A 20,819-nucleotide genomic window follows, 5' to 3' on the forward strand; every position below is an offset into this window, starting at 1 on the left:
TAAATGACCGATATAACGCGCGCGTTGCGTTCTTCTATCCATTGAGACCGGCACCGTTCCCGAGTACCATGGGGTGTTGTGGTTGTGGCAATGCCCCATCCACCATCAACCCGTGATGATTGAGGCGGCCACCCCAATGGGGCCACACGCGCCTGCCCGGCAGGAGAGCACAGAGGCACAATGCAGGATTTTTGGTCCAAAGCGATGGACGCGGTGGCCGAGCAGGTCTCGGTCCAGGTGTTTGAGGCATGGATACGCCCCCTGAAAGCAGGGGGTGAGGTGGGCGATGGCCAATTTCAGGTCTACGCGGCCAACGATTTTTCTGCCGATTGGGTAAAAAAACGCTATGGCGGATTGCTGGAAGAGATTTTAAGCGAACAGCTTGGGGAGCCTGTCACCCTGTTGTTTGCGGCGGACCCTGCCTTGGAAAAACCGGTCGCCTCCAAAACCCAGACCGTCACCCCGGTGCAGAGCGGTGGTGAAACGGGCGATCAAGAGAACTTTCATAGCGGCCTTGACCCCCGCTATACCTTTGACAGCTTTGTGGTGGGGGGCTGCAACCAGTTTGTTCACGCCGCCGCCGCCCGCGTGGCCGAAGCCCCAGCCGCCGCCTACAACCCCCTGTTTATTCACGGTGGGGTTGGCCTAGGCAAAACCCACGTGATGCAGGCGATCGGCAATCGGGTATTGGAGATCGACCCCGACAAGCGGGTACTCTATATCTCTTCAGAAAACTTTATGACCCAGCTTATCAACTCCCTGCGTTTTAAGCGGGTATTTGATTTTAAAGAAAATTTTCGCTCGGTCGATGTGCTGCTGGTGGATGATATTCAGTTTATTGCGGGTAAAAAGGCGACCCAGGAGGAGTTTTTTCACACCTTCAATGCCCTCTATGAGGCTAAAAAGCAGATTGTCATGACCGCAGACAGCTTTCCCCATGAAATTGAACATTTAGAGGAGCGTCTGCGCTCCCGCTTTGGCATGGGGCTGGTGGCCGATATGCAACCACCAGATCTGGAAACCCGGGTGGCCATTTTACAAAAAAAGGCAGGCAGCGAAGGGCTTAGATTGGCCGACGAGGTGGCCTTTTTTCTGGCTGATGCGGTACAGACCAACGTGCGGGAGCTGGAAGGGGCCTTGATTCGGGTTTCGGCCTACGCCTCACTGACCGGCAAGCCCATTACCATGGCGCTGGTCAAGGAGTCGTTGAAGGATATCGTGCGGGGGCAGGATCGGGCGGTCACGGTGGAGCAGATTCAAAAGACGGTCGCCAATTATTATAAGGTCAAGGTTACGGATCTCTGCTCCAACAGCCGTTCGCGCATCTACAGCCACCCCAGGCAGATTGCGATGTATCTGTGCAAACAGCTTACCCAGCACTCTTATCCAGAGATTGGGCACCGTTTTGGAGGCCGCGACCACACCACGGTACTCTACGCGGTGAGTCAGGTGGATAAAAAACAGGGCAGCACCCCGGCCTTGGCCGATGAGTTGGCATCTCTGAAGAGCATGTTGCAAAAATAACCGGTCAATCCAGCACACCGGCAAAGCATTAACAGCGAGGCACCCATGGAATTTCACGTCAGCCGCGAACCCTTTCTCAAAGCCCTGCAACGTTTGCAGAGTGTGGTGGAGAAGCGTAACACCATGCCAGAGTTGGGCAATGCCCTGCTGGAAGCCAGCGCCGAGGGTCTAACCCTCACCGCCACCGACCTAGAGGTCTCCATGAAGAGCCACTGCCCCGCCGAGGTGGAGAGCAGCGGTGCCATTGCGGTTTCGGCACGTAAGCTGTTTGAGATCGTACGGGAGCTGCCTCAAGATAGCCTGCGGCTACGCAGCGAAGCTGGGGAGCGGCTGGTACTAACCTGTGGTCGCGCCCGTTTTACCCTGGTGGGTATTAGAGCGGATATATTTCCCCCCTTTCCGGAGACCACCCAGGGACAAAGCTTTACCCTGTCTGGCCCGCGTCTGGCCGAGATGATCGCCAAGACCCACTTTGCCATGAGCCAGGATGAGACCCGTTATACCCTGAACGGCATTTTGCTGCATCTGGTCAGCGCCGCCGATGCCGAGTTGGCAGGGGAGAACGGCTTGGTGCGGATTGTCGCCACCGATACCCACCGCTTAGCCATGGCTGAAATGGCGCTGGATATCCCGGTGGAGGAGAGCGCTGAGTTGATTATTCCCCGCAAGGGGGTGCAGGAGATCCGCAAGCTGGTAGAAGAGGATGATGAGGCGGTAGAGCTGGGCCTGGATGAAAATTTTATCCGCGTTTCCAAGCCAGGTATTGTGCTTACCTCCAAGCTGGTGAGTGGGCGTTTTCCCAACTATCAGCGGGTGATTCCCACCGACAACCCTCATCTGCTGGAGCTGGAGAAGGAGCCTCTGTTTGGGGTGGTTAAGCGGATGATGGTGCTCTCTCACGAAAAATCCCGTGGTATCCGCATGGCGCTGAGCTCGGACCACATTAAGGTGAGTGCGCAAAACCCCGAGCAGGAGGCTGCGGAAGAGGAGATGCCCTGCTCTTTTGCCGGTAAAGATATGACCGTGGGCTTTAATGCCCGCTATCTGCAAGAGATTGTCTCGGTTGCCAATGGGGATACCGTGCGCATGAAATTGCGCGATGAGGAGTCCCCCGTGTTGGTTGAGGAGCACTCGGCTACCGGCTATCTGTATGTACTCATGCCCATGCGGGTGTGATGATAGATCCATGCAACTGGATCGGTTGACGCTGCGGGATTTTCGCAACATCACAGAGGCGGAGCTCAGGTTTGGTCCCGGCTTAAATCTGATCACCGGCCCCAATGGTCACGGCAAGAGCAACCTACTGGAGGCCATTGGTCTGCTGGCGACGGGGCGCTCTTTTCGGCGGGCTCCCGCTGCGGCCTTGCGGCGCTATGGACAGCCTTGGTTTCATCTACGGGGCGAAACCACGGCACGGGATCTGGGGCATCGGTTGGAGTTTTTTGGGCAGGCCGGGCGGCAGGCGGTTAAGATTAATGGCAAATCGGCCTCGGCGGCATCGGCCCTGGGGCAGGCGTTGGCGGCGGTGATTGTCACACCGGATACGCTGCGGCTGGTGCAGGATGGGCCAGGGGTGCGGCGTGGGTTTGTGGATTGGGTCGCCTTTACCTGTGGACGCCAGCAGGGTGCCTTGAGCCATGCGGTGGTGGCGGGTGACTATCAAAAGGCGCTCAAGGCCCGCAATCGGCTGCTCAAGCTACCACGGGTAGAGGCTGGAGAGTGGCTGGCTTGGGAGAGCCAGTTGGCCACCTTGGGGGCCAAGATGGCCCGCAATCGCTACCAAGTTCTTCAGCGCTTACAACCCCATTTGGACCGTATGTTGGAAGATTTAGGCATGGCACAGCGGTTGACCATCACGCTGAGCTGCCAGTTGGACCGCCATGGGACACATTGGGCCGAGGATGAATCGGCGGCGGCGAGCCTTTACCGCCGGTTGCTGGCGGAAAACCGGGCGTCAGAGCGGCGCAGTGGTGGTACGGCGATAGGTCCTCACCGGGATGATTTGGTGTTACGGCTGGATGGTCATGCCTTGGCGCAATTTGGCTCCCAGGGGCAGCAGAAGCGGGCTGCGCTGGCCTTAAAGCTGGCGGAGGCGCAGCTGTTGCAGGAGCAGCTGGGGGAGTGGCCACTGTTTGTGCTGGATGATCCGGCGGCGGAGTTGGATACGGATGGCATGAGCCGCTTGATGGGGCTCTTGGCCCGTTGCGGGGGACAGATATTTGTGGCCAGTTGCCGGGCGCAGACCATTCCTTGGTCAGGCTTGGCCCCCCAACGTTTTTATGTGGATCAGGGTGTGTTTGCGTTGACTGAGGAGATACCCCTGGAGAGCCTTTGATGAAGCTGAACACGCTTACACTGTCGAATTTTCGCTGCTTTGAATCCTTGGAGATCACATTTGATGATTATCTAACGGTTCTGGTCGCCCAAAATGGCGGTGGTAAAACGGCTATTCTAGATGCCATTGGTGTTGCCCTTGGACCCTATTTAGGGGCATTTGATGAGGCTGTAGGTAGCCATTTTTCCCCGGAAGATGTGCGCACAAAACCCAGCCACACACAGCCGTCTATGGAGAGTCTCTATCCACTAACGCTGGTTGCCCATGGTGTGGCCGAAGGTCAAGAGATCCACTGGGAACGTGCCTTAAAAGGCAAAAAATCCAAGACCACGGTTGCAGGTGCCAAAAATCTCGTGCTCGTTGCAAAAAATCAGCAAGTGCGGATACGCCAAGGAATCTCCGTTGATCTGCCATTGCTGGCCTACTACGGAACGGGGCGGTTATGGCGCAACATTCGTGTAACCACCTCAACAAAACAGGGGTGGGGTAGCCGAACCCTTGGCTACACCAACGCCCTAAGCCCGGCCTCTAGCTTTAACAGCTTTGAGCGTTGGTTCCAGGACACGGATCGCGCCCATTATGATTATCAATTAGAACACTCTGATGGCCCCACAAACTATGGTGGAGCCAACGCATTTTTGGCCTCACCAGAACGGGATAACCCATTTGGACAGGCGTTAGACGCTGTACGAGGGGCTGTGGATCTCGCTTTGGAATCGGTTCAATGGGGTACGCTACGGTATAGTGGTACACATAGGCGCATTGTGGTATCACACCCGGCGCACGGCATTTTACCCGTGCATCTGCTTAGTGATGGCATCCGCAATATGATTGGTCTGGTCGCGGATATGGCCTATCGCGCTGTGCGACTCAACCCGCATCTGGGTGTAGAGGCTGCCCAACGCGTGGAAGGCGTTGTGTTGATTGATGAAGTAGACATGCATCTGCACCCCGCTTGGCAGCAGGTTGTGCTTACCGACCTACGCAAGGCATTTCCTAAGGTGCAGTTTGTGGTCACCACCCATAGTCCCCAGGTGCTAACCACGGTAAAACGGGAAAACATCCGGGTTTTGGAGATTGAAAACGGTCGTGGCACGGCCCGCCCCCCGCTCACGCAGACCTTGGGTCGGGATAACCGGGAGACCATTGAGGATGTAATGCAGGTCGATGCCCGACCACCTATTGAACCCACCACACAGCTAAAACACTATTTGGATATGGTTGGGCAAGGCAATGGTGACACGATTGAAGCACTGAATCTGCGGGCAATTTTGGAGCAGATCTATGGTAAGGATTACACCAAGCTGCGTGTGGCAGATTGTGCGATCCATAAATATCGCGCCATGCGAGCCCAGAGCAAATGAGGCACGTCAAACACACAGCGTCTCTCACCAAGCTAGACCGTGCAAAGACTAAAGATCCTTGCCCGACAGATCCAGCAAAAGCTTGGAGAGGCTTTAAACATAAAGACGATGTGGCCAAACAACTTAAACTCCTGCAAGACGGCCTTTGTGCCTACTGTCAAGTGAGTTTGGACACGGAGCTTGGCTACCATATCGATCATATTCAGCCAAAGGGTCCCAACCCTAAGCAAACTTTTGTCTGGCACAATCTGGTACTCTCTTGCATAGCAAGTGGATCCCAAGGTGCGGTGAGCGGAAAGCTCAGTTGTGGTCACGCTAAAGGCAATCAAGCGTTACCTAAGGATATGGACCCCACGCACCCTGACTGTGAATCACTCTTTACGTACACCCTTTCGGGTAAGGTTGAGCCCAATCCAGATCGCCCCCCCGAGCAGGTGGAGGACATTAAAAAAGCGATCGAATTGTTGAACCTCAACAACAAACGGCTGGTTCGCGAGCGGGCCGAGATGTTGCATGAAGGTTATCTATGTTTAAAAGATCTTAACGGGAGTGCCGTTGCCCATTTCCTGGATTTGGAACTGGGAAAAACCAACGGAAAACACAGGGCATTTATCACGGCCCGCAAACTGCACTTTCAAGATTGGCCACACGTTGAGCCCATCGACAACACGCTTGAAGAGAGATGATCACCCATGACCACTGAGAACGCACCAGAAGCTCAGCACGATCACAGCACCTACGATTCAACCAACATCAAAGTGCTTAAAGGGCTGGATGCGGTACGTAAACGTCCAGGCATGTATATCGGTGATACCGATGATGGAACCGGCTTGCACCATATGGTGTTTGAGGTGGTGGATAATGCCATTGACGAAGCGTTGGCGGGCCACTGTGACCGGGTCGAGGTCATCCTGCACACCGATGGCAGTTGCTCGGTGAGCGATAATGGCCGGGGTATCCCCACGGATATGCACAAAGAAGAGGGTCGTAGCGCCGCCGAGGTGATTATGACCGTGCTCCACGCCGGGGGTAAGTTTGACGATAACTCCTACAAAATCTCCGGTGGTCTGCACGGGGTTGGGGTATCGGTGGTCAACGCCCTGTCAGAAACCCTGGAGCTCACCATCAAACGGGGGGGTAAGGTCTGCCACCAAACCTATCATCTGGGGGAGCCCACCGCACCCTTGGCGGTGATTGGTGATACCCCCGACTCTGGTACCACCGTGCGGTTTAAACCCAGCCCATTGATTTTTCACAATGTGCTGGAGTTCTCCTTCGATACCCTCTCTCAGCGTCTGCGGGAGCTCTCCTTCCTCAATGACGGCGTGCGCATTTTTATCCACGATGAGCGCGATGATAAGAGCCACAACTTTTTCTATGAAGGGGGCATTCGCTCCTTTGTTGAATATTTGAACAAAGCCCGCACCCCCTTAATGCCCCCCATCCATTTTCGCGATGAGCGCAACGGCATTACCGCCGAGGTGGCCCTACAGTGGAATGACAGTTACCAAGAGAATGTCTACTGCTTTACCAACAACATTCCCCAGCGGGATGGGGGTACCCACCTAGCCGGTTTTCGCGGGGCCCTGACCCGTACCATCAACAACTATGCATCGGCCAATAATCTTCTGAAAAAAGAGAAAGTCACCATCTCTGGGGATGATTGTCGAGAGGGCTTGACCGCCGTTATTTCCGTCAAGGTACCCGACCCCAAATTCTCTTCTCAAACCAAAGATAAGTTGGTCTCATCGGAGGTGCGCCCCGTTGTTGAGAGCGTGATTGGGGAGTCTCTTGGCACCTTTTTTGAGGAGCACCCCGCCGAGGCCAAGGCCATCATTGCCAAGAGTGTGGAGGCTGCCAATGCCCGCGAAGCGGCCCGCAAGGCCCGTGAACTGACCCGTCGCAAAAGCGCCCTGGAGATCTCATCCCTACCGGGCAAATTGGCCGATTGTCAGGAGCGGGATCCAGCCAAGTGTGAACTCTACTTGGTGGAGGGCGACTCCGCTGGCGGCTCCGCCAAGCAGGCGCGGGATCGTAAGCATCAAGCGGTCTTACCCCTGAAGGGTAAAATTCTTAATGTGGAGAAGGCACGTTTTGATAAAATGATCTCTTCTCAAGAGGTTGGCACGCTTATTACCGCCCTTGGCACCGGGATAGGACGGGAAGAGTATAATATTGAAAAGCTGCGTTACCACCACATTATCATCATGACCGACGCGGATGTGGATGGTGCGCACATTCGCACCCTGCTCTTGACCTTTTTCTATCGGCAGATGCCGGAGATTGTGAAGCGGGGCCACCTTTATATTGCTCAGCCCCCCCTCTATCGGGTCTCTAAGGGCAAACAGGAGCAATATTTGAAGGATGATGACGCCCTGAACCAGCTTTTGATGAACTATGGTCTGCATGGGGTGGAGGGGCGCAACGGCAGCAAGGTGCTGGATGAGGCCGCCCTGTCGGTGTTGGTGCGGGATGCCGCCCGTTACCGTAAAATGCTGGATCGTCTGGGTCGTCATCATGATGCCTTGGCGCTGGATATTGCCGCCAGTGCTCTGCATATTGACGAGGCTATCCTTAAAGACAGCGCGGCGGCTGGTGCGTTGATCGCCCCCTTTACCGAAATGTTGCAGGCTCGCGGGGGTGAGGAGGAGCGGTTGCAGGTCTCACTGCTGCACGATCCAGAGACCAGCAGTTGGGTCATTTTGGTGGAGCGTGCGGTGCATGGCATGTTGCAGTTTACGCGCCTTAATTTGGCCATGGTGCACTCTGCCGAGTACAAGGCGATGTTGGCCATTGCCAAACGCTACCAGGAAGAGATGGGGGATGAGGGCCAATTGGTTAAAAATGAGAAATCCAGCCCTGCGGGTCGCGTCGCGGACTTTTTACAGTTGGTGTTGGATGAGGGGCGTCGCGGTCTGACTATCCAGCGTTATAAGGGGCTGGGTGAGATGAACCCGGATCAGCTGTGGGAAACCACCATGGACCCCTCGGTGCGCACCCTGTTGCAGGTACGGGTCGATGACGAGGTCGGTGCCAACGAGGTGTTTACCACTCTGATGGGGGATGTGGTGGAACCACGTCGGGACTTTATTCAGGAAAACGCATTGAATGTGACCAACCTCGACGTTTAGTCGGCTGGATCATAGCGATTTTATCCAGATGGGGGCCGAGTGCCCCCATGTTTTTGAGCAGGAGCCGTAACCTTGGGGTTGTTGCTCAAAAAGCGCCTCGGCAACCGATACGGTACCCCCCTTTTGGGGGAGGTACCCTTCGGGAACCCCCGTCGCGCTGGCGGCAACAGGGTTCATACCGGCTGAGGCACTTGGTGGAGCTATTTTAGGTTTTTCACGAACTGGTTCACATTGTTCCATTTTTCGCGGTTTTTGCTCTTTTCTTCATAGATAAAGCGCACCACCTCCCCCATGATCGGGTGATCCTCCTCCCACATCTCAAACTGAAAGGGGGATTTTTTCAGGGTATTACCCAACTCTCGCAATTCGCCGGTTGCCCAGATTGAAGCCGTGGCGATAAAAAAGATGATGGCAGGAACCAGCGGTGCCAGCATGCGCCTTTTCAGGATCAGACGCTTCTCTGCCTTGCGTTGTAACGTTTGTTCAACCTCAGCCCTTTGCTGGGCCTCCAGCGGATCGGGCTCACTCCATAAATTCTGTGCATCAAAGGCCTTACAACGCATTCTAAATTGCTCTTGCGCCCGTTTTTGACGCTGGGCCTTACTCTCATCCTTAATGACGCGAGTCAGCAACTTAAACCGCTCTGCTGCATAAAGATCCACGCGCGTTTGATGCAGTTTCGCCACCACGGTTTTACTCATAAAAGCCAAGGCTTTTTGTTCCAGATGCTGGTTTAAGACGGCATTTTTAATGCGGTCAAGCTGGGCCATCCGCTTCTCAAAAGCCTGTGCAATTTTTTCCTTCCGCTCTTTTTTTGACATCATGGCAAACGCCCCTACCACAGAGCCGACCACCTGCACACCAACCGTTTCGCATAACCCTATGGAAACTTAAACTATTTTTGTTTGGTGTCGGTTATCCGCGTTTCAATGAACGGTTTTTAGTTCCATACTTCCCTGAAAATCCGTTCAAAAGACTTAGTTAATAAGCAATTTAAAGGTATCATTCAATAACTAGCACGTCAATACTCAATAACCATATTTAGTACTATTAAGATCTATTCTAGTACTATCAGATGAGAAGAAACCACCCATGGGGTAAAAAGGTCTGTATGAATGGTTCTTTATTTAGTTGTTTTATTTAAATTTTTTTAAGCATTTTACCGCAACAAAATGATGAAACCTGAGGGCTATAAATCCATACAGCCGGGCACACACCTAAAAAAAGCTCTGGCATGTTTTGCACGCCAGAGCTTAGCTTGGGGAAGATTTTGGGGGCTGGTATTAATCGGCCACGGGGCGGATAACCCCATTGGCTTCGGCCAGTTGACTGCGCAGTTGCTCGGCTTCGTGGCGGGTACGTTCGAGGGCCTGTTCGGCGCTCTCCAGGGATTCATACGCAAGGGTGAGGCGGTTTTTTAGCACAGCCAGCCCTTGTAACTGCCCTTTGGTCTGTTGGCTGACCAATTTTTGCACGTCATAATAGGCTTTACGCTCTTTTTCGGTGGAGACCTCGGGGTACTCCAGGGACATGAGCTGCGCCTTTCGATACTGCTCTTTGGCCTCCCGCATGGGCTTTTCCATATCCTTGAGGGTCAGATCAGCGGCACGTAGCTCCTCTTCCAGCAGGGTAAAGGCGGCCCGTTTGGTGGTGACCTCTTTGAGCAGTTCGGTATAGCGCATCTCTAGGTGGTTGATGCGTGCATGCAGCGCCTCAACATCGGTGGCGAAGGTCATGGCGTCATGGTTGGTCTGCAACAGCGCGGATTTGGCATCTTTGACCGCCTGACGGGCCATTTTGACCATAGCTGGCGCATGTTCGGAGGGTTGGGCGGCCTGTAGAGGCGCAGCCAACAGCAGCAATAGGGCTGCAAAAGCAAGGTGACGCATGGGTCTATACTCCCTGGAAGGGTCGGTCTAAGCGGCATAATTGGCCCACATGCTGTGTGATACAGCCACCTAAGGGTGTTTTGGGGGTCTCTGAGTGGCGTATGTTGAAAAAAACATGCCAGAGGCGCGTTAACATCCCTGTGGCTGCTGCTTTCTTCGGGTTATGATGGGTGGATGGATCCACGCTTGTGTAAAGGACCACTGGCATCATGACCGCTGATACCGTCCAAAATCTGGTTGTTGAGGCCCTCCGCCTAGCCCTGCTGATTTCGGCACCCATGCTGCTGACGGCATTGGTTGTGGGTATCACCATCTCATTGCTGCAAGCGGTGACGCAGATTCAAGAGATGACCTTGACCTTTATTCCCAAAATTCTTGCCACCTTTCTCGCGCTGATGCTCACCCTGCCCTGGATGATCCAAAAGCTGACGGACTACTTCCGCCACCTTTTCGACACCATTCCCACTTTAATCAGCTAAGGGGGCAGGCGTGGATCCTGCCGCCATGATGGATTTTTTTGGCTTCACCATTGGCGAGGTGGAGCGCATGGTGCTGATCATGTCCCGTCTTTCGGGGCTCTTTTTGGCCGCCCCCTTTTTCTCCCGCAATGTTGGGCCCAAACGTATTCGGGTGATACTGTTATTATGGATCACCATCGTGATCTACCCCATCGTTCCACCCTGGCCGGGGGAGGGCAATGGCGAGGTGATACGCATGGTCTTTACGGGCGTGGTGGAGTTTAGCATGGGCATCATGATCGGGATGATCGCCCATTGGGTACTGGTGTCGGTACAGATTGCGGGTACCATGATCGGCTTTGAGATGGGTCTCTCCATGGCAATGGTGATGGACCCTACCTCGGGCGTGCAGGAAGGCGTTTTAGCTAACCTTTTATATCTTTTTGGGTTAATGCTTTTTTTACTGCTCAATGGCCACCATTGGCTATTAGAAGGGCTGGCCCGCTCGTTTGTGAGCATGCCATTGGGCAGCCCTTTGCCCCATGGTGAACCCATGATTACCATTGTATTACAGGGTATTGTACACATGTTTGAGCTGGCGCTGCTGCTGGCAGCCCCGGTGGTTGCGGCCGCCAAGCTGCTCTATTTGGGCATGGGTTTGATCAACCGTGCTTCACCGCAGATCCAGGTCTTTTTTCTGGCCATGCCGGTGGCACAGTTGATGGGATTTTTAATTATGGGACTCACTCTTTCCATTTTCGGGCAGCGTTTAACCCGCGAGATGGAGCTGTTTATCAACCTTGCCTTCCGGGTGGTTGGGCTTACGCCCTAGTATCCGGCCTGAGATCGGGAGCATCCAGATATGGCAGATGAAGACAAGGACTCAAAAACCGAAGAACCCACATCCAAACGGCTCTCTGACTCACGCAATAAGGGTCAGGTGGTTAGTTCCAAGGAGGTACCCACGGCGCTGCTGATGTTGGCGGCGTTGGCGGTTTTTTTGGTGCAGGGTAATGAGCTGTGGCAGGCTTTACAGCGCAAAATGCATTTTTTTCTGTCTGGGCAGATCTCCGACGATATTACCCCGACAGGGGTGTCGCTTATTTTTAATGAGATCATCCGCGCGGTGGTGATGGATTTGGCGCCCTTTTTTGCGCTTTTTCTCGTGGTTGCCATCATCTCTGGCCTTATTCAACACGGTTGGTTAATCACCTTTGAACCGTTGATGCCCAAATTCTCCAAGGTCAACCCGCTGCAAGGGCTCAAGCGGCTGTTTTCGGTACGTTCGTTGGTGGAGGCGTTTAAATCCATCGTCAAAATTTTTGTGATTAGTTTTGCCGTCTATTTGGCGATGCGTAACAACATTGACCAGATTTTGGGGTTGGCAGATACCACCATCACAGAATTTACCACCTTGATGTTTAAAGACTCGTTGGAAATTTTATGGCGGGTAACGCTGGCCTTTTTGCTGATTGCGGTATTGGATTTTATTTATCAAAAATTTGACTATATCAAGGGCTTGCGCATGAGCAAGCAGGAGATTAAGGATGAGATGAAGCAGATGGAGGGGGATCCTCTGCTCAAAGGGCGCATCCGTCAGATCCAGCGTGAGTTGGCCCAGAGCCGTATGATGCAGGAGGTTCCCAAAGCGGATGTTATCATCACCAACCCGACCCACTATGCCTGTGCCTTGCAATATACCCCTGGGCAGATGAGTGCGCCCAAATTGGTCGCCAAGGGCAAGGGACTGATTGCGGCACGCATTCGTGAATTGGCGGATGAAAACAACATTCCAAGGGTGGAAAACCCCCCATTGGCACGCACCCTATACCGGGATGTGGAGTTGGAGCAGTTTATTCCACCAGAGTTATTTAAGGCGGTGGCTGAGGTGTTGGCCTATGTCTTCAGCCTGAAAAATCGCCGGTCGTAGAGGGTATAACCGCACTGGGCGTGCTCTTTTACCCTCCACCAGCGGCCCCTACCGAAGCGCCTTAAGCCCAGCTTTGGGCATGGCGTCCTTTGCTGACCTCATAGGACTCGACAGCTCGGGGGGCGGGGTGGGGCCACCTAAAAAACAGCCACTTAAAGATGCCGTCGCATGACTGAGATAGAACTCTATGAGCAAGCGTTGCGCTGGCTTGGCCGCCGGGAATATGGCGAAATGGAGCTGCGCAACCGCCTGCGCACGCTGCCCGAAGTCTCTCTGGAGCTGGTCAATAAGGTGGTGGAGCGCCTACTTGCCATGGACTATCTCAGTGATGTGCGCTTTGCCGAGGCGCTGGTGCGTGATCGCACCCGGCGGGGCCAAGGCAGCCTGCGTATTCGCCATGAACTGCAACAAAAAGGGGTGCCTGCCCTTATTATCGAAAGCAGCCTCGCCGAGCTGGCCCCTAATGATACCGCCCAAGAAAATGCCCACCGAGCCTTGGTAAAACGGTTTGGCCCCACCCCCCCAGAAGATCTGAAAGCCCGTAAAAAACGCCACGATTTTTTGACAAGAAGGGGTTTTGATGGGCAAACCATTCGGATGGTTCTTGAAGCCTTGGGCTGAAAGCCTTATAAACAACCGTTTGGGGTTTGCTTTTGCAACCCCACCCCGACCCCGTACCCATCCCGGTGGGACGCTCCTATGCATGCTGAGCAGGTGAATTGAAGATGAACGGTAATGAGATCCGTAAAAGGTTTGTAGCGTTTTTCCAACAACATGGGCATACCCATGTGGAATCCTCCAGCCTGGTGCCGCGCAACGACCCCACCCTACTTTTCACCAACGCCGGTATGGTGCAGTTTAAAAGTCTTTTTTTGGGCGAAGAGCGGCGGGATTACAGCCGCGCCGTCAGTGCGCAAAAATGCGTGCGTGCCGGGGGTAAGCATAATGATCTGGAGAATGTGGGGCGTACCGCCCGCCACCACACTTTCTTTGAGATGCTGGGTAACTTCTCTTTTGGAGATTATTTCAAGGAGGAGGCGATCCGCCTGGGCTGGCGCTTTGTCACCGAAGATCTGGGTATTGATGCCCAGCGCCTGCTGGTCACGGTCTATAGCGAAGATGACGAAGCCTATGCCATCTGGACCCAACAGATCGGCCTGCCCGCTGACAAGGTGATCCGTATACCCACCACCGATAACTTTTGGTCCATGGGCGATACCGGCCCTTGCGGCCCCTGTAGTGAAATTTTCTATGACTATGGCGACACCGTAGCGGGGGGTCCCCCTGGCTCGGAAGATGAGGATGGTGATCGCTTTGTCGAGATCTGGAACTTGGTCTTTATGCAGTATGACCGCAGCAGCGACGGTACCTTAACCCCCCTGCCCAAACCCAGCATTGATACTGGTGCCGGGCTGGAACGGCTGGCTTCGGTGCTGCAAGGCAAGACCAACAACTATGATACCGACCTTTTTCAGCCTCTTATCAAGGCCGCTGCGGCTTTGGCGGGGGTGGATGATACCACATGCTCGGCGGAGCAGTTGGTCTCATTGCGGGTGATTGCCGACCATATTCGTTCGGTCAGTTTTTTAATTGCCGACGGTGTGTTGCCCTCCAACGAAGGGCGGGGTTACGTGTTACGCCGCATCATGCGGCGGGGCATGCGCCATGGCCGCCTGCTGGGGCTAGAACAGCCCTTTATGCACAAGTTGGTGGAGACGTTAGGGGCATTGATGGGGGATACCTATCCTGAGCTTACCGCCCAACGTAAAACCTTGGCGATGGTGATTGAGACCGAAGAGAAGCGCTTTGCTGCGACTTTGGGCACGGGTCTTAAACATTTGGAGGAGGCGGTCGCAGGTCTGCGTATGGGGGATGTGCTGGATGGCAAGACCCTTTTTACCCTTTACGACACCTTTGGTTTCCCGCTGGATTTGACGGCGGACATCCTGCGTGATCGTGAGATTGGGGTGGATCAGGAGGGCTTTAGCGCTTGCATGAAAGAGCAGCGGGAGCGTGCCCGCGCCGCATGGTCGGGCAGTGGTGAGGCCAGTCTGGGCGCCCTTTATCATCCGCTGTTGGAGCGTGTGGGAGCCAGTGAGTTTTTGGGATATGTGCATGAATCAGCCTCGGCCAGTGTGGTGGCCTTGATTAAAAACGGGGCTGAGGTGGAGAGTCTGACGGCGGGGGATGAGGGCTCCGTGGTCTGCAACCAGACCCCCTTTTATGGGGAGTCCGGTGGCCAAGTGGGGGATCGGGGTGTGATTCAGTTGGCCAATGGTGCCCGCTTTACCGTGACCGATACGCAAAAGCCCCTGCCCGATTTGATTGTACACCATGGTAAAATGGTCACTGGTACGGTGCATCTTGGGGATCATGCCGAGTTACAGGTAGATGGCGCAACCCGTCAGGCGATTCGTCTGCACCACTCGGCTACCCATTTGATGCACCATGCGCTACGGGCGGTGTTGGGGGAGCATGTTAAGCAGGCGGGCTCGCATGTGAGCGCGGAGCGTTTACGTCTCGATTTTTCTCACTTTCAGGGGATGAGTGAAGAGGAGTTGCGGGCGGTGGAGGATCGGGTCAATGGGGCGATATTGAGCAATGTCAGCCAAGAGACCGCCGTGATGACCCCGCAAGAGGCGGTGGCCGCAGGGGCCATGGCGCTGTTTGGGGAGAAGTATGGGGATGAGGTGCGGGTGGTCCGTATTGGCGACAGCATGGAACTCTGTGGGGGTACCCACGTAAGCCGCAGTGGGGATATGGGTATCTTTCATATCCTCTCTGAGAGCGCTGTGGCTGCCGGTGTACGCCGTTTAGAGGCGGTGTGTGGGGGACGTGCCCGAGCCATCTTCCGTGGCGACCAAGAGGCGCTCAAGGCCGCGGCTGCGCTCTTGAAGACACAACCGAATAAACTGGCTGAGGGTATTGAGCGTCTTTTGGGCAAGCAGAAAGAGTTGGAGAAGAGTTTAGAGAAGCTGCAATCGGCGCAGGCGGGGGGCATGGTAGAGGCGTTGTTGGAGCAGGCTGTCGAGGTTGGCGGTATTAAACTGCTGGCGGTAGAGGTTAAGGGGGTTGATGGCAAGGCGCTACGGGAGATGGTGGACCAAGTTAAGGATAAGCTGGGTTCAGGGGTGATTCTGTTGGCGTTGGGAGGGGATAAGGTCTCGTTGGTCGCTGGTGTGACCAAGGATTTGGCGGGCAAGCGGGTCAAGGCGGGGGATTTGATGGCCTTTGCCGCCGCCATGGTGGGGGGCAAGGGTGGAGGTCGTCCAGACATGGCGCAGGGGGGTGGTACCGAGGTTGCGGCTATCCCCACCATGTTGACCGCGATTCCTGGTTGGTTACAGGAACAGCTTGGCTAACCCAAGAACATGGATTCTAAACCTAGGGGTCTGTATGTGCTACAGACCCCTAAGTTTTTTCTAAACCGACAGAATTTAAGGCTTAACCGGTTCAGAACCTGGCTGGGGCGCTGCTTCGTCTGGCTTGGGGGTTGCTTTTTATAAAAAAGAATAAGTTATCCATACTGTTGAATATATTTATATTTTTTTATCCACTACTCAAAATGTATTTAAACATTCTCCCCCTGAAATGGCTATCCATGCCCCAAAAAGCGCTGACCACTGCCGAGTTTTATGCTGCGGCGAATGGTCTGCCTGACATAGGCAATCCCCTCCTCCACCGCCTCAAAATCATCCAACCCCTTCGCCACCCCCAATGCCACCGCCGAGGCCAGGGTGCAACCGGTCCCGTGAAACCCCTCTTTGCTCGCAATTTTCTCCCCTATCCAACGCTTAATCCCACCCTTGCAGACCAAGGTATCCACCACCTTATTCCCTACCAGATGACCCCCGGTCAGCACCACACCCCCACACCCCAACCCCATCAAACGATAAGCCAGGGACTCCAGATCCGCCACCCCAACCCCACCCTCAAGCCCGGTCAGACGCTGGGCCTCATCCAGATTGGGGGTTATCAGATGGCAGCGGGGTAAAAGATGCTGGACAAAGTGCGCCACATCCTCATCCGCCAGCAGAGCCCCACCCGCAGAGCCCCGCAACACCGTGTCAGCCACCACCGGTATCTCGGGGTAGTGGTCCAATACGCTCAACACCGCCTCCACCACCCCACGATTACCCAGCATGCCCAGTTTAATCGCCTTAATGGGTAGGTCCGACAGCACCGCCCTCATCTGGGCCGCCACCAAAGAGCCCTCCACCGGATGGACCTGCGAGACCTTGACGCTGTTCTGCACCGTTATGGCGGTCACAACCGTTGCGCCATAACCACCCAGCGCGGTAATGGTTTTCAGATCGGCCTGCAAGCCTGCCCCCGCGCAGGGATCCGAACCGGCAATGGTCAAAACACAAGGCAACATGATGCATCTCCTTTGATCGTGGGTTAAAAGGAAAAGCGGCTCAAGGTATCCCCATTTTAGAGAATAGAATGATGAAAAGGGCAAACTGAAATTTATGCACGACCATCCTACACAAGCAGGATTAACCACTCTATATACTTATTTATCTAAGGTTTTTTAGACTCTTTTCACACTTATGATGCGATGGCCAAACCCATGCCCTGTTGTTGCACCATAAAAAAACCGTTGAGAAGCGCTGTATGGCCTCTCAACGGCTGTTTCGTCTGTTTTAATCCCCTAACTACAGGATAAAGCGCGAAAGGTCCTCATCCGCCGCCAAATCGCTCAATTGACGGTTTACATACGCCGCATCAATCACAACCCGCTCACCACCACGATCTGGCGCACTGAATGATAACTCATCCAATAACTTCTCCATCACCGTGTGCAAACGACGCGCCCCAATATTCTCCGCCGTCTCGTTCACCCGGGTGGCGATCTCTGCCAACGCCTCAATACCCTCATCCGTGAAAACCAACTCGATGTTTTCAACCCCCATCAGCGCCGCATACTGACGTGTCAACGCGTTCTCTGGCTCCGTCAAAATACGTACAAACTCCCCCTTGCCCAAACTCTCTAACTCAACCCTAATCGGTAAACGACCCTGTAACTCCGGTAATAAATCCGACGGCTTGGCTAATTGAAACGCACCCGACGCAATGAAAAGAATATGGTCACTCTTAACCATGCCATACTTGGTCGATACCGTGGTGCCCTCCACCAAAGGCAAAAGATCACGCTGCACACCCTCGCGGGATACATCCCCGCCCCGTGTTTCACTCCCCCGCGCGCACACTTTGTCCAGTTCGTCCAAAAAGACAATGCCCGACTGCTCCACCCGCTCAATGGCTACCTGCTGCACCGTATCTTGATCCACCAACTTGCCCGCTTCTTCTTCCGTGAGCAACTTCATGGCCTCTCCCACCTTGACCCGCCGGGTCTTGGTGCGCCCCCCCATCAATCCGCCCAACATATCCTGTAAATTAATCCCCTCCATACCCTGAGGTGTAATCACCTCCATCATCGGCACCCGCCGCTGCTCCTTTAAATCAATGTCGATCTCCCGGTCATCCAATTTGCCCTCCCGCAGCATTTTGCGCATCTTTTGACGGCTCTCCTTCTGCTGCGCCGTAGGCTCTGGCTTGACCGATGAACCCTCCATCTGACCAAACAGACCAAAATGAGCGCTACCCTCACCCTGACCCGTGCTCGGTAAAGGCAATAAAATATCCAGTAACCGCTCCTCAGCCTGATCTTCGGCCTGAAACTGCACCTTAACCTTGGCCTCCTCCGTTACCATGGTTATGCCCATCTCCACCAAATCCCGCACAATGGACTCAACATCCCGGCCCACATAACCAACCTCGGTAAATTTGGTCGCCTCAACCTTAATAAACGGCGCACGCGCCAACTTGGCCAATCGACGCGCAATCTCCGTCTTGCCCACACCCGTTGGCCCGATCATGAGAATGTTTTTGGGATAGACCTCCTCCCGCATCTCCGCACTCAAGCGCTGACGCCGCCAACGATTGCGCAATGCAATGGCTACCGCCCTCTTTGCCATGTTCTGACCAATAATATAACGATCCAACTCCGAAACAATCTCACGGGGGGTAAACTCAGACATAACTCAAGTTTCGCAGTTCGTTGACCGATCAATTGGACTGATATTTGCCAACCAAGTCAAGGGCAAAGCTGCCTCGTGTATGCTATAATTCTGGTGTCGAATCAGTCAGATAGCTCAGGGACGAGGCCAGCTTCATGAATCAGCATAACAGGGAACAGGCTACTGTGCCTACCCCCATGATTGACGAGATCAAAACCCAATCCTTTGGAGTATTCGGCGTAGATAACGCTATCGTCGATTTTCTCCAGGAAATTGGCTTCCAGGCGATATTCAATCGGCGCGGATGGAGCAAACGAACGGGGAAGGATCTTCCGACGCTGATCATGTTACTGATCCTGCATCCTCTGTTGAAGGTGCCATCCATTCACCTTTTTTGCCGCGACCACTTTCTGTCGGTCTTCGCGGTAGGCAAGGATACCTTCTACCGGTTGCTCCAACGCCAATTTCCATGGCGGAATGCGCATTGGGCGCTAATCAAAAAGTTACTACCCCAGTGGCGAACGCTGGATCTCGGCCCCGGCTACCTTGTTGCCGATACCACCGTCAAAGAGAAGCGTGGTGATCGTATTGAAGGTGTTTGCTGGCATCATGACCACAATACCGGCCGCTCAGTTGCAGGTTTTGAAGCAGCCCACTTGGTCTGGGTTAACAAGCAGGGAACCTTGCCACTGGATGCCGCTTTGCGTTTTTCAAAGCGGCCTCTGATCAGCAATCTGCTCCACATCCTCAGTTACCGGTTCGATTGTCGCTCACATCTTGGACGGCGTTACCGTGAGGCGGCCAAGATGTCTAAGCTTGATCAGACTGTCGACATGGTTGCCAGAGCCATTCAAGCTGGGATTCCGGCCCAGTATTTTCTCGCCGATGCTTGGTACTCATCGGTTAAGTTCGTCAAGAAAATCCTGGATCTGGGCGTGGTCCCCCTGATCCGATGGAAGCGCAACAACACCAAGTTCCTATTCCAGGGCGAGAGACTGACCAGTGCCGAACTTTACACCCGGTTTGCCAAGGGCAAGATCAGGAAAGCTAAGGGGTCCAAGCGCTTCAAAGGAACCTTCCTAGATGCAGAGCACCCCGAAATCGGCCTTATACGTCTGTTCTTCGTCCGGCTGATCGATCCGAAAACCGGCTCGAAGGAGTGGGCCGTCTTTCTGACCACAGACCGGTCAATGGGGCTGTCAAATATGATCGAGCACTACGCCAACCGCTGGGGAATCGAAGTTTTCTACAAGGAATCCAAACAGCACCTTGGTTTCCTTAATGAATCCGTCCGATCCTTCGAAGCAGTCATCGCCTGCCTACACCTAGCTGCCATGCGCCATGCTGTTCTCTCCAGCATGGTGGCGATCAAAGGCAGCCAGCGGGATCAACTCGCCCACAATCTGGCCGCTTTGACCTATGCCCGAAAGCTCTGGCATACCTTCCGCGCCATCTTCAATGATGCCCTTGGCCGAACATCCATTCTTGAAAATCACCAAAAAAACGAGGTAATTGAACTCTTTGAACAGGAGGTCGAGGCTTGGCTCAGCAAGGCATTGATGCTCGATCCCCTTGGTTCACAACGTCAAATTCTGGCCGAAACGAACTGCGAAACTTGAGGACATAACTATTCGCCACCCAACTCTTCAATGGTCAAATTGTTGTTGGTAAACACACAGATCTCCGCCGCGACCTCCAGACTGCTCTCCACAATCTGACGCGGATTTAACGATGTATGCCGCAATAGTGCGCGTGCCGCCGATAAGGCATAAGGACCCCCCGAACCAATGGCAATAACCCCCTCTTCGGGCTCTAAAACATCACCATTGCCAGAGATCAACAGGCTGCAATGCTCATCGGCCACAGCCAACATTGCCTCCAAACGCCGTAATACCCGATCCGTGCGCCAATCCTTAGCCATCTCCACAGCCGCACGCGTCAGGTTACCCCCATGCTTGGAAAGCTTGCCCTCAAAACGCTCAAAGAGGGTAAAAGCGTCCGCCGTAGATCCCGCAAATCCAGCCAGAACCTTCCCGTCCGACATTAATCTAACCTTACGCGCGTTGGATTTTGCCACGGTGTTGCCAATAGAGACCTGACCGTCCCCACCCATCACCACGTGGTTACCCCGACGCACACTAAGAATGGTGGTACCTTTAAACAAA

At 54.2% G+C, this 20,819-nt stretch carries 17 protein-coding genes; 12 read left to right on the plus strand and 5 right to left on the minus strand.

All coding sequences use genetic code 11. The features are described 5' to 3' along the window. The first annotated feature begins 180 nt into the window (after positions 1–180). Genes dnaA through gyrB form a run of 6 tightly spaced genes read left to right on the plus strand, consistent with a single transcriptional unit; the run spans position 181 to position 8,354 of the window. Positions 181–1,524 (plus strand): chromosomal replication initiator protein DnaA, encoded by a 1,344-nt coding sequence (gene dnaA, locus MMC1_RS00005; protein WP_011711704.1) that lies wholly within the window; start codon positions 181–183, stop codon positions 1,522–1,524. Positions 1,525–1,569: 45 nt separating this feature from the next. Then, positions 1,570–2,700, plus strand: coding sequence for a DNA polymerase III subunit beta (gene dnaN / locus MMC1_RS00010; RefSeq protein ID WP_011711705.1), 1,131 nt, complete (start codon positions 1,570–1,572; stop codon positions 2,698–2,700). A gap of 10 nt (positions 2,701–2,710) precedes the next feature. Continuing rightward, positions 2,711–3,859 carry a DNA replication/repair protein RecF gene (gene recF, locus MMC1_RS00015; RefSeq protein ID WP_011711706.1) on the plus strand — a complete coding sequence of 383 codons (1,149 nt, stop codon included), beginning with the start codon at positions 2,711–2,713 and terminating at the stop codon, positions 3,857–3,859. After that, positions 3,859–5,223: an AAA family ATPase gene (locus tag MMC1_RS00020; RefSeq protein ID WP_011711707.1), complete on the plus strand. Its 1,365-nt coding sequence runs from the start codon at positions 3,859–3,861 to the stop codon at positions 5,221–5,223. The genes recF and MMC1_RS00020 overlap by 1 nt, the downstream gene beginning before the upstream one ends. After that, positions 5,220–5,909, plus strand: coding sequence for an HNH endonuclease (locus tag MMC1_RS00025; RefSeq protein WP_011711708.1), 690 nt, complete (start codon positions 5,220–5,222; stop codon positions 5,907–5,909). The genes MMC1_RS00020 and MMC1_RS00025 overlap by 4 nt, the downstream gene beginning before the upstream one ends. 6 nt (positions 5,910–5,915) lie before the next feature. Continuing rightward, entirely contained in the window at positions 5,916–8,354 is a 2,439-nt protein-coding gene (gyrB, locus tag MMC1_RS00030; protein WP_011711709.1) for a DNA topoisomerase (ATP-hydrolyzing) subunit B, read from the plus strand. A gap of 200 nt (positions 8,355–8,554) precedes the next feature. Here gyrB and MMC1_RS00035 read toward each other — a convergent pair whose 3' ends face one another. Then, on the minus strand, positions 8,555–9,178 hold the full coding sequence (locus MMC1_RS00035; RefSeq protein WP_011711710.1) for a hypothetical protein: 624 nt from the start codon (positions 9,176–9,178) through the stop codon (positions 8,555–8,557). 459 nt (positions 9,179–9,637) lie between these two features. Continuing rightward, positions 9,638–10,243 carry a hypothetical protein gene (locus MMC1_RS00040; protein WP_011711711.1) on the minus strand — a complete coding sequence of 202 codons (606 nt, stop codon included), beginning with the start codon at positions 10,241–10,243 and terminating at the stop codon, positions 9,638–9,640. A gap of 209 nt (positions 10,244–10,452) precedes the next feature. On the opposite strand from MMC1_RS00040, the gene fliQ reads away from it, so the two are divergent. From fliQ to alaS, 5 genes are all read left to right on the plus strand, one after another. Then, positions 10,453–10,722 (plus strand): flagellar biosynthesis protein FliQ, encoded by a 270-nt coding sequence (gene fliQ, locus MMC1_RS00045; protein WP_011711712.1) that lies wholly within the window; start codon positions 10,453–10,455, stop codon positions 10,720–10,722. A 10-nt stretch (positions 10,723–10,732) separates the two neighbouring features. Beyond that, positions 10,733–11,533: a flagellar biosynthetic protein FliR gene (gene fliR, locus MMC1_RS00050; protein ID WP_011711713.1), complete on the plus strand. Its 801-nt coding sequence runs from the start codon at positions 10,733–10,735 to the stop codon at positions 11,531–11,533. 30 nt (positions 11,534–11,563) lie between these two features. Beyond that, the gene (gene flhB / locus MMC1_RS00055; RefSeq protein WP_011711714.1) at positions 11,564–12,631 is read left to right on the plus strand and encodes a flagellar biosynthesis protein FlhB; all 1,068 of its coding nucleotides are present in this window, start codon (positions 11,564–11,566) and stop codon (positions 12,629–12,631) included. A 168-nt stretch (positions 12,632–12,799) separates the two neighbouring features. Further along, positions 12,800–13,252, plus strand: coding sequence for a regulatory protein RecX (locus tag MMC1_RS00060; RefSeq protein ID WP_011711715.1), 453 nt, complete (start codon positions 12,800–12,802; stop codon positions 13,250–13,252). A gap of 104 nt (positions 13,253–13,356) precedes the next feature. Beyond that, positions 13,357–15,993 (plus strand): alanine--tRNA ligase, encoded by a 2,637-nt coding sequence (alaS, locus tag MMC1_RS00065; RefSeq protein WP_011711716.1) that lies wholly within the window; start codon positions 13,357–13,359, stop codon positions 15,991–15,993. A gap of 233 nt (positions 15,994–16,226) precedes the next feature. Here alaS and thiD read toward each other — a convergent pair whose 3' ends face one another. Further along, positions 16,227–17,009 carry a bifunctional hydroxymethylpyrimidine kinase/phosphomethylpyrimidine kinase gene (thiD, locus tag MMC1_RS00070; protein WP_011711717.1) on the minus strand — a complete coding sequence of 261 codons (783 nt, stop codon included), beginning with the start codon at positions 17,007–17,009 and terminating at the stop codon, positions 16,227–16,229. Positions 17,010–17,289: 280 nt separating this feature from the next. Then, positions 17,290–18,675 carry an ATP-dependent protease ATPase subunit HslU gene (hslU, locus tag MMC1_RS00075; RefSeq protein ID WP_011711718.1) on the minus strand — a complete coding sequence of 462 codons (1,386 nt, stop codon included), beginning with the start codon at positions 18,673–18,675 and terminating at the stop codon, positions 17,290–17,292. Positions 18,676–18,809: 134 nt separating this feature from the next. On the opposite strand from hslU, the gene MMC1_RS00080 reads away from it, so the two are divergent. Further along, positions 18,810–20,273, plus strand: coding sequence for an IS4-like element ISMasp2 family transposase (locus MMC1_RS00080; protein WP_011711719.1), 1,464 nt, complete (start codon positions 18,810–18,812; stop codon positions 20,271–20,273). 8 nt (positions 20,274–20,281) lie between these two features. Here the strand turns inward: MMC1_RS00080 and hslV are convergent, their stop codons facing one another. Beyond that, positions 20,282–20,818 (minus strand): ATP-dependent protease subunit HslV, encoded by a 537-nt coding sequence (gene hslV / locus MMC1_RS00085; RefSeq protein ID WP_011711720.1) that lies wholly within the window; start codon positions 20,816–20,818, stop codon positions 20,282–20,284. Position 20,819: the final 1 nt, after the last annotated feature.

This window comes from Magnetococcus marinus MC-1 (genome assembly GCF_000014865.1).
Taxonomy (GTDB): domain Bacteria; phylum Pseudomonadota; class Magnetococcia; order Magnetococcales; family Magnetococcaceae; genus Magnetococcus; species Magnetococcus marinus.